We start from the raw sequence: 9,356 nt of genomic DNA on the forward strand, positions 1-9,356 counted from the left end.
GGTCCAGCGCGCTGGACCAGCTCGAGGCAAATGCCCGCGCGGTCGGGATCGCAAGGCCCCGGTGACAGCACGATCGCTTCCGGCCCTTCTGAGAGCACTTCCTCGACGGTCACCTTGTCATTTCGGTAGACTCGGGTTTCCGCGCCCAATTCTCCCAAATAGTGAACGAGGTTGTAGGTGAAGCTGTCGTAGTTATCGATCAGTGTCAGCATGGGCTCAGTTATGCCTCGCGCCAATGCGCCGTCAAGACCAGCTAGCCACTACTGGTCGCCGTCACCTCGGACATCTCGAGGGACCAAGAACAAGGACAAGCTTCCGCTTCCCGCATCGACACTCGACCAAAGACCAGCCGTGAAGTTGATTACCGCGAGTCCCGCCGTTGGGTACTTCTCCCCCAGGCGATCGCGCAGTTCCTTTGGTCCGGAGCCAACCAGGCCAAGAGCGAGCGCCTGAATCTCTGGATTGTGACCGATGAGTAGAACGCTCCGGGCACCGGGTTGCAGGCCGCGCAGCATATCAAGCATCTCGTCGGGACTCGCATGGTAGAGCGCATCTTCGTAGATCACTTTCGGCTCGATCTTGAGCTCGGGCAGGACGAGGGCCAGCGTGTCGACGGTCCGTTGCGCCGAAGAGCACAAAACGAGCTCTGGGTCGATCCCGCGTTCGGACATTGTTCGACCCATTGCGGGCGCGTCGCCCATGCCGCGCGCATTCAACGGCCGCTCTCGATCTGGCAGGGCAGGGTTCTTCCAACTGGATTTGGCATGGCGCAGGAGGCTGAGGGTAAGCATGGTCTAGACCTCCAAGTGTTCGCCTACTGGCCGCGTTTGGCCCGCGCCGCGAACCGTACAGCCTCATCCGCGGCTTTGAACAGGGCCCCGGCCTTATTAACGCATTCAATCTGTTCGTTCTCCGGAACGGAGTCTGCAACGATACCAGCTCCCGCCTGGACATACATTACGCCGTCCTTCACCACAGAGGTCCGCAACACGATGCAACTATCCATCTCACCATCGGCCGAGAAATAGCCGACACAGCCCGCGTAGATGCCCCGCGCAGACTCCTCCAACTCGTCGATGATCTCCATGGCGCGGACCTTCGGGGCGCCGGACACCGTGCCGGCGGGAAAGCCGGCCATAAGTGCATCAACCGAGTCGTATTTCGGTGACAGCTTTCCGGCCACGTTCGATACGATATGCATCACTTGGCTGTAGTATTCCAAGAAGAAGCTCTCTGTGACCTGGACACTTCCAACTTCCGCAACGCGGCCGACATCGTTGCGCCCAAGATCAAGCAGCATCAGATGCTCGGCGCATTCCTTGGCGTCGGCGAGGAGGTCTTTGGCCAAGGCCTGATCCTCCTCCGGCGTTTTGCCGCGGGGGCGGGTGCCGGCAATGGGCCGGATCGTGACGTCGCCTTTTCTGACGCGCACCAGAATCTCGGGACTGGACCCCACCACCGCGAAGTCACCGAAATTCAAATAGTAGAGAAACGGAGACGGGTTGACCCGCCTGAGTGCTCGATACAGCGAGAATGACGGAAGCTCGAAAGGGGCCTCGAAGCGCTGGCTGAGCACGACCTGGAAAACATCCCCTGCGGCAATGTACTCCTTCGCTTGCGCGACTTTAGCCTTGTAGGCATCCGGCGAAGTCATGGAACGCGGCGCCGGCTGCGGCACATCCTCGGCAATATCTGGCTTATGAGGCAGGGGTCTGTCGAGCCGGTCTATAATGACATTGAGGCGTTCTCCAGCACGCGCATAAGCGGCCTTCGCGCTAACACCAGGTGCCGGCCGAACGGGCGTAACGACACAGAGCTCGTCTTTCACACTGTCGAAGACAACAATCAGCGTGGGGCGGACGAGGATACTGTCCGGAAGACCTAAGTCATCGGCTTGCCCATCCGGCAAAGCCTCGATTAGCCGCACCGTGTTGTAACCCATGTAGCCGAAGATCCCGGCAGCCATGGGGGGTAATGCATCGGGTAGGGCAATTCTGGATTCGGCTAACAGAGACCGAAGGCTATCGAGCGCGGGCTCCGATTGAGGCGCGAATACATCAGGGTCGGATTGCGGATTTCGATTGACTTCGGCCTTGTTGCCTCGTGCTCGCCAAATCAAATCCGGCTCACAGCCGATAATTGAGTAGCGGCCACGATTGGACCCGCCCTCAACCGACTCGAACAAAAAACTGTTGGGCCGTTCGTCGGCGATCTTGAGCATCGCGGAGACAGGTGTTTCGAGGTCCGCAACAAGGCGCGTCCACACGACCTGCGGCAAGCCCTCGTCGTAGACCCTTGCGAAAGTCACGAAGTCTGGCTCCATCGACGCCGCGCCAAGATCCGGCAGGGGCGCACTCACCGAAGCCGGAGCCGAACTCATAGCTCCTCGCCGCTACCCGTAAGTCGTGCTAGAGCTGGGCGATTAATTTGCACGCCGTAGGTCTGCTCAAGCTCGCTGAAGTACTCCGCGATAATGTCTTCGCTGTAGAGCAGTGCAATCCGTGAGTTTAGCTGCCCGAGCGCCCGTGGATCGACCTCCGGCGGTTCGACGATATCGTCCACTTTGAACACGATCCGACCTTCATCGACCCCGGATGCCGCCGAACCGAATCCACCCCTGGGTAGCGAGAACGCCTGCTGGACCGCAGCCGGTAGGACGTTGACAGTGATGTCGTCGCGCTTGAGCGCAGATGTCGGCAGCACCTCTTGGCCAAGTTCTTTTGCGACATCTTCAAGCGACTTCGAGCCAGCATTCAGTTCGCTGAGAAGCTTCTCCGTGAAGGCCTTAACCTGATTGCGCGTTGCTTCCTGACGCCAGCCCTTTTCGACTTCCGAGCGGACGTCCTCGAATGGGCTCAGCGTCTCGGGCGTGATCCCCAGAACCTCATACCAAACCACACCTTCGTCCCGTGCATCGATTGGATCGTTCTCAATACCGGCGTCGGTCACAAAGACCCCGTTCAGAAGCTCTGTTTGCGCCGGCGCTTCGAGCATCGAGCCGTCGGGCTTTCGTCCCGTACGATCGACTTGATCGACAACGACGTATTCAATTTTGAGCTTGCCGGCGGTCTCCTCAAGCGTCGAACCGGACGCTAGCTCGTCTTCAACCTCGTCGTGCAGATCGAAGATGGCACCTGAGGCGCGCTCTTTGACAAGTTCCTCCTCTATGTCGCCCTTGGCCTCTTCATAGGTTGGGATCTTGCCCTCGACAATTTCTGTCACCCGGAGCAATACGACACCGCCCAGCTTTCCTGTCACGGGCTTGCTGACCTGATCCTGTTCGAGCGCGAAGGCCTGCTCGGCCACGATTGAGTCGGCGAGGTCCTTCTTCTCGACTAATCCCAGGTCGATATCGGACTCACTCAAGCCCAGCTCCTCGGCCGCATCTACGAAGTCCGTACCGGAGGAAATCTTTTCGGCGATCTTCTCCGCTTCCTCCATGTTAGGCAGTGCAATCTGTTGTACACGGCGCATCTCGGCCTGACCGAGCGTATCCTTCTTCAAATCGTACGTGCCCTTGATGTCCGCTTCGCTGATATCCAGCTCGTCCCTGACGGTTTCCGGTGTAACGGCAATGAGTGCGACTTTTCGGTATTCGGGCTGGGTGAAGAGCTGCTTGTTGTTCTCGTAGTAGGTCTTCAAATCTTGTTCTGTAGGGTCGCCGACGGCCTCTGCCGCGGTCTTTGGAACAAGCACATAGTTCAACACCCGCCGCTCTTCATTGAAGCGATTCAATGCGTCGATGATAACTTTGGGACTACTCGCGACTTCGCCAACAGTGATGAGCAGCTGCCGCCGAAGCGTCTGCTCACGCAGCGTTTGAAGATAGCCAGCTTCGCTCATGCCGATATTGCGCAAAGCTGTCTGGAATGCGAGGGGGCTGAAGTTTCCGGCGGCGTCCTGAAACGACGGATCATCCATAATCTGTGCAAGGAGCGTCTCGTCACTGATGCTGAGACCAAGCTGCTTGGCATGCGTGTCTACGGCCGCACCACCAACCAGCCGCTCCAAGACGCGTTGATCGAGACCCGCGGCTCGCGCTTCTTGTAAACTGAGGGCGCGGCCAGCATCCTGGCTCATCGCGCGCAGAACCTCCTGCTGAACCCGTTGATAGTCCTCCGGCGAGATCTCGGTATCGCCGACCTCAATAAGGGTCTGCCTGCCGTATCCCGTAAAGATGTCCGCGATACCCCAGACAGCGAAGCTTACCACCAGGAGGGCGACGAGAATCAAACCGAACGTTCGTGCTGCGCCTTTGCGCAATGTGTCGAGTGCCACGCCTCGAAAACCTTCTTATTCATGAATTGCCAAATCCGCTTCAGCATCCGATGTTACGGCCGCCAAGCGCGGCGCGCATCATAGGTAGACAGCGCGGGTGCGGCAACACACACGAGCAAAGGAAATCGTGCTCTTTAGGCAATATTGTTCGCGCAAACTGGGGGGAATGGTGACCGCAATCAGGCCGCTTGTTGCTGGGAATTGGAAGATGAACGGACTGAGCAGTTCGTTGTCAGAGCTTTCGGCGCTCCGTAAGCACCTTGAGACGACGCCCATTCCTGAGGCGGATGTGATGATGTGTCCGCCCGCAACGCTGCTCACCCGAGCGCGGGAGGTCCTTGAAGGTTCGACGATCTTGCTTGGCGCGCAGGACTGCCATCCGCTGAAATCCGGCGCCCATACAGGCGACATTTCCGCCGAAATGCTGGCAGATGCGGGTGCGATGGCCGTAATCGTCGGCCACTCCGAGCGCCGGATCGATTGTGGTGAGACAGACTCTCTGGTTCATGCGAAGGCGCTGGCCGCCTACAGAGCGGACCTGATGGCAATAATCTGCATCGGTGAAACGGGGGCCCAGTATAGGGACGGGAAAACGCTCGATGTCCTCAGAAGCCAGCTTGAGGGCTCAGTTCCTGAAGGCGCCCGCGTGCAAAACACGGTCATTGCATATGAGCCCGTGTGGGCGATTGGCACCGGCCTCACGCCGACGCCACCCGAGGTTGCTCAGGTGCACGGCCTCATTCGGTCTGTTCTCGGCCAAATGACGGGTGCTTCGGAAGCGGGCGCCATGAGGATCCTGTATGGCGGGTCGGTGAAACCAACCAATGCAGCTGATCTATTATTTGTCCCCGATGTAAATGGCGCACTCGTTGGCGGCGCGAGCCTGAAAGCCGCGGATTTCTATGAAATACTGTCGGTTTACGCTGGGAGCGCGGCCTGACCCACGAGTACGAAAAGCCTGGGTCCGAGCTTGCAAATCGAGTATTGTTCTGCATCCTGCCATGACGATGAGGGCAGGGGGGCCACGAGTCGCTTGGGAGGCCGATGACGAAACTGCGTCCAATGGCAGTAATGCTACTTGCCGCGCTCGCTATGCGGTGCGCGACGGCGAGTGCTGAGCCATTGGAAGCGGAAGAGTGTAAGGCACTCAAAACACAAGAAAAAGCACTGTTGACGGCGACAGTCAGAGCAGCCCTGAGGGGCGGGCCTGATTGGGTGAAAGAGCACCTTCACGACCTGGAGAAAATCGAGCAGGTCCGTGATTACTTGTCGGTCGAAGAGAAGGTCGCTTTCCGGTGCCGGACCGACGGCGTCCGCATTCCAGAGCCGCCGCTGCCGTCGTTGCCGGACCGCAAGCCGGCTGTCCCGACCTTCGTCGTGGCCGGCACAGACGCCGCCTCGCTCATGCCTCACCGCAACCCGTCGAGGGAGGCCGCTGTAGGCGCGGTTGTCTCGTCCATTGCCGTTGCCGAAGGTGAGGGCGACATTGACGAAGGTGCTCACGCGGCTTCCAGCGACGATGTGGCAGTCGATAGCGCTGCGGCTGAGATCGAGGCTACTAAGGACGCGATCGCCCGAGATGAGGCGGCCATTCGGCAGGGACTAGCCAAGCCCTAGCGGATTCGGATAAGACTGCGCCTCCGATTAACAAGGCGACACGATGAGCACCGTAATACTTCTGATCCATGTGATGATTGCCATTGCGCTTGTTGGCGTGATTTTGCTGCAGCGGTCCGAAGGGGGCGCCCTCGGGATTGGAGGCGGCGGAGGCGGAGGCGGCGCCGGCTTTATGACCGGCCGCAGCGCAGGCGATGCACTCACTCGGACGACGGCCATCCTCGCTGCGTGTTTCTTTATCACAAGCCTGAGCCTCTCGATCCTGGCAAGTCACAATACGGCTTCAGGACCAACTATCGTTCCCACGACTGGCGGAGAGAGCGGGCTCACCCCGCTGGCAATCCCTGGGCAGGGCGAGCCTTCAGCCCCAGAAGCGCCTCCGGCACCCTCAGGGCCTCAGGTTCCGCAGTCGAACTAGTCGGCTGCCGTTCTGCGCTAAGTCGATTTGCGCGGCATAAGTTTCGCACAGGAAAATCTGCGCCATAAGGGCTAACACGCCAGGTTTGGGCTGCGCATGCACTCAGACTCGGTGTAGGGTCGAGGCCCATGGCGCGGTACGTTTTCATTACCGGCGGCGTGGTTTCCTCACTTGGCAAGGGGCTCGCTTCGGCAGCGCTTGGTGCGCTCTTGCAGGCGCGCGGTTTCCGCGTTCGCCTTTGTAAGCTCGACCCCTACCTGAATGTCGATCCAGGAACCATGAGCCCCTATCAGCACGGCGAAGTCTTCGTCACCGATGACGGTGCGGAGACAGACCTGGACCTCGGGCACTATGAGCGCTTCACCGGGCGGCCTGCTCGCCAGGCCGACAACATCACCACCGGTCGGATCTATCAGGGAATCATTGCTAAAGAGCGCCGAGGAGACTACCTCGGCGCTACTGTGCAGGTGATCCCGCACGTTACCGACGCCATCAAAAACTTTGTTGTCACAGGGAACGAGGACGTTGACTTCGTCCTGTGCGAGATCGGCGGCACGGTCGGCGATATTGAGGGGCTTCCGTTCTTTGAAGCCATTCGGCAGCTCGGCAACGACCTACCGCGCGGTATGAGCGCGTTCGTCCATCTCACGCTTTTGCCATTCATTCCGAGCGCCGGGGAACTCAAGACAAAGCCCACCCAGCATTCCGTAAAGGAGCTGCGTTCGATCGGCATTCAACCCGATGTGCTGCTGTGTCGTGCGGATCGCCCGTTGCCGCCCGACGAGCGCCGGAAAATAGCGCTTTTCTGTAACGTTCGTCCCGCGGCCGTGATCCAAGCTCTCGATGTTTCGAGCATCTATGACGTGCCGCTTGCATATCATTATGAAGGGCTCGACGACCAACTCCTGGCTGCCTTTGGCATCTCCGATGCACCGGCGCCCGACCTGTCGATGTGGAAAGAAATATCATCGACCATTGCCGAGCCCGACGGCGAAGTGACGATTGCAATCGTGGGCAAATACACGGGTCTGAAGGACGCCTACAAATCTCTGAGCGAAGCGCTGACCCACGGTGGCATTGCCAACAAGGTCAAGGTCAACTTGGAGTGGATCGAGTCCGAGGTGTTCGAGAGCGAGGACGCTGCCGCCTATCTGGAAAATGTAAACGGCATTCTTGTGCCGGGGGGATTTGGCGAACGTGGCGCGGAAGGCAAGATTCTCGCGGCGCGCTATGCCCGGGAGCGGAACTTCCCGTATTTCGGCATCTGTTTCGGTATGCAAATGGCGGTGCTTGAGGTGGCACGTCATCTGGCTGGCCTAGAATCGGCCAGCTCGACTGAGTTCGGCCCGACCGACGAACCGCTGATTGGTCTTATGACCGAGTGGATGAAAGGCGAGGAATTGGAGCGTCGTGAGCACAACGGCGATCTCGGCGGAACGATGCGTCTCGGCGCTTATGACGCGACCTTAGTGCCAGGCAGCAAGGTCGCGAGCATCTACGGCGCGACAGAGATTTCAGAGCGTCATCGGCACCGCTACGAAGTCAACATGCGCTATCGAGAGCGGCTTGAGCGCGCGGGTCTGCGTTTCTCCGGCCTCTCGCCAGACGGACTGTTGCCGGAGATTGTCGAGATTGAAGACCATCCTTGGTTCATCGGCGTTCAGTTTCATCCGGAACTGAAATCGCGGCCTTTCGAGCCCCATCCACTCTTTAAGTCCTTCATCGCAGCCGCCGTAGAGCAGAGTAGGCTGGTCTAATAAGAGAGGGTCACGTGGCCGACAAGCGGCGCAAAGGGTCTTGTGCGTGCGGTCAAGTCCAGGTCGAAACGCGGGGCGAACCATACAGAGTGGGCATCTGCCATTGCATGAACTGCCGCAAGGCCCATGGCGCCCCTTTTAACTTCTACGCAGTCTTTCCGCCTGAGGCCGTCACGGTTTCGGGCGCGGTGATAGCCTTCGCGAGCACAGAGCAGGTCCGGCGTTACTCCTGCAACACTTGTGGGTCACCCATTTACTCGACCTACTATCGCGAGGACGAATTCTACGTTCACCCAGGCTCGTTCGATGAGATCGGAGCCTTCACACCCACCTACGAACTCTGGACGAAACGCCGGGAGCCCTGGCTTCCCGCGCTCCGAACCTGCGTGAGCCAATTTGACGAAGACCGGGCCAAATGGACCCGTCACGAGCCCAAATGAAATGGGTTTGGGTCTTCCGCGCAACTAGTCCCTAGTTGACGCCTGGGCAATTGAGAGCCCATGAAAGACTGCATGAACGAAGCCACGAGTCCCAAACCCGCCGAAACTGTCTCGGTCGGCGATGTGAGGTTCGGCAACACGCTGCCGCTCTCGCTGATTGCTGGCCCTTGCGCGCTAGAGAGCCGCGACCACGCACTCGAAACCGCCGCCGCTATCAAGGAAATCGCCGAAAGGCGCGGCGTGGGACTCGTCTACAAATCCTCATTCGACAAGGCAAACCGGACAAGCCTCTCCAGCGCGCGAGGCCCTGGGTTGAAAGAAGCGCTGCCCATCTTCTCGGAGATTCGCGAGACACTCGGATTACCGGTCATCACGGATGTCCATGAACCCGATCAATGTGCCGCTGCAGCTGAAGCGGTGGATATACTGCAGATACCCGCGTTTCTCTGTCGACAAACGGATCTACTTGTCGCGGCGGCCAAGACCGCTAAGGCCGTCAACGTGAAGAAAGGACAGTTCCTTGCTCCGTGGGATATGCGTCATGTGGTGGCGAAAGTTGTGGGCGCAGGGAACCCCAATGTCCTCGTAACGGAGCGCGGCGCCTCGTTTGGTTACAACACGCTCGTCTCCGACATGCGGGCATTGCCGATCCTGGCAGAGACGGGTGCTCCGATCATATTCGATGCAACCCATTCCGTGCAGCAGCCTGGCGGGCAGGGCGGCACCAGCGGTGGTGAACGGCGTTTCGTGCCGGTGTTGGCGCGAGCCGCAGTGGCCGTCGGCGTAGCCGGCGTATTCATCGAAACACACCAAGACCCCGACGCAGCGCCGTCGGATGGACCCAAT

General features: G+C 59.3%; 10 protein-coding genes. 6 read left to right on the top strand and 4 right to left on the bottom strand.

Annotated features, from left to right (window positions below):
* The 4 genes from AC33YF_RS11520 to AC33YF_RS11535 all read right to left on the bottom strand — a co-directional run.
* Nucleotides 1-212: glutamine amidotransferase-related protein (locus AC33YF_RS11520; RefSeq protein WP_491777348.1), on the bottom strand; the 212-nt coding region annotated here is incomplete at its 3' end.
* A 48-nt stretch (nucleotides 213-260) separates the two neighbouring features.
* Nucleotides 261-791, bottom strand: coding sequence for a SixA phosphatase family protein (locus tag AC33YF_RS11525; protein WP_491777349.1), 531 nt, complete (start codon nucleotides 789-791; stop codon nucleotides 261-263).
* Between the two features lie 23 nt (nucleotides 792-814).
* Nucleotides 815-2,380: an anthranilate synthase component I gene (trpE, locus tag AC33YF_RS11530; protein WP_491777350.1), complete on the bottom strand. Its 1,566-nt coding sequence runs from the start codon at nucleotides 2,378-2,380 to the stop codon at nucleotides 815-817.
* Nucleotides 2,377-4,278, bottom strand: a complete 1,902-nt coding sequence (locus AC33YF_RS11535; protein ID WP_491777351.1) for a SurA N-terminal domain-containing protein — start codon at nucleotides 4,276-4,278, stop codon at nucleotides 2,377-2,379. The genes trpE and AC33YF_RS11535 overlap by 4 nt, the downstream gene beginning before the upstream one ends.
* 166 nt (nucleotides 4,279-4,444) lie before the next feature.
* Between AC33YF_RS11535 and tpiA the strand changes: the two genes are divergently transcribed.
* The 6 genes from tpiA to kdsA form a co-directional block, all read left to right on the top strand.
* Complete coding sequence (gene tpiA, locus AC33YF_RS11540) at nucleotides 4,445-5,218, top strand: triose-phosphate isomerase (RefSeq protein ID WP_491777352.1); 774 nt, start codon at nucleotides 4,445-4,447, stop codon at nucleotides 5,216-5,218.
* A gap of 104 nt (nucleotides 5,219-5,322) precedes the next feature.
* Nucleotides 5,323-5,895, top strand: coding sequence for a hypothetical protein (locus AC33YF_RS11545; protein WP_491777353.1), 573 nt, complete (start codon nucleotides 5,323-5,325; stop codon nucleotides 5,893-5,895).
* Between the two features lie 43 nt (nucleotides 5,896-5,938).
* The gene (secG, locus tag AC33YF_RS11550) at nucleotides 5,939-6,313 is read left to right on the top strand and encodes a preprotein translocase subunit SecG (RefSeq protein ID WP_491777354.1); all 375 of its coding nucleotides are present in this window, start codon (nucleotides 5,939-5,941) and stop codon (nucleotides 6,311-6,313) included.
* Nucleotides 6,314-6,441: 128 nt separating this feature from the next.
* Nucleotides 6,442-8,070 carry a CTP synthase gene (pyrG, locus tag AC33YF_RS11555; protein ID WP_491777355.1) on the top strand — a complete coding sequence of 543 codons (1,629 nt, stop codon included), beginning with the start codon at nucleotides 6,442-6,444 and terminating at the stop codon, nucleotides 8,068-8,070.
* A 14-nt stretch (nucleotides 8,071-8,084) separates the two neighbouring features.
* The gene (locus AC33YF_RS11560) at nucleotides 8,085-8,510 is read left to right on the top strand and encodes a GFA family protein (RefSeq protein ID WP_491777356.1); all 426 of its coding nucleotides are present in this window, start codon (nucleotides 8,085-8,087) and stop codon (nucleotides 8,508-8,510) included.
* A 72-nt stretch (nucleotides 8,511-8,582) separates the two neighbouring features.
* On the top strand, nucleotides 8,583-9,356 hold a 774-nt coding region (gene kdsA / locus AC33YF_RS11565; protein WP_491777357.1), incomplete at its 3' end, for a 3-deoxy-8-phosphooctulonate synthase.

The sequence above is a fragment of the Methyloceanibacter sp. genome (assembly GCF_058506495.1).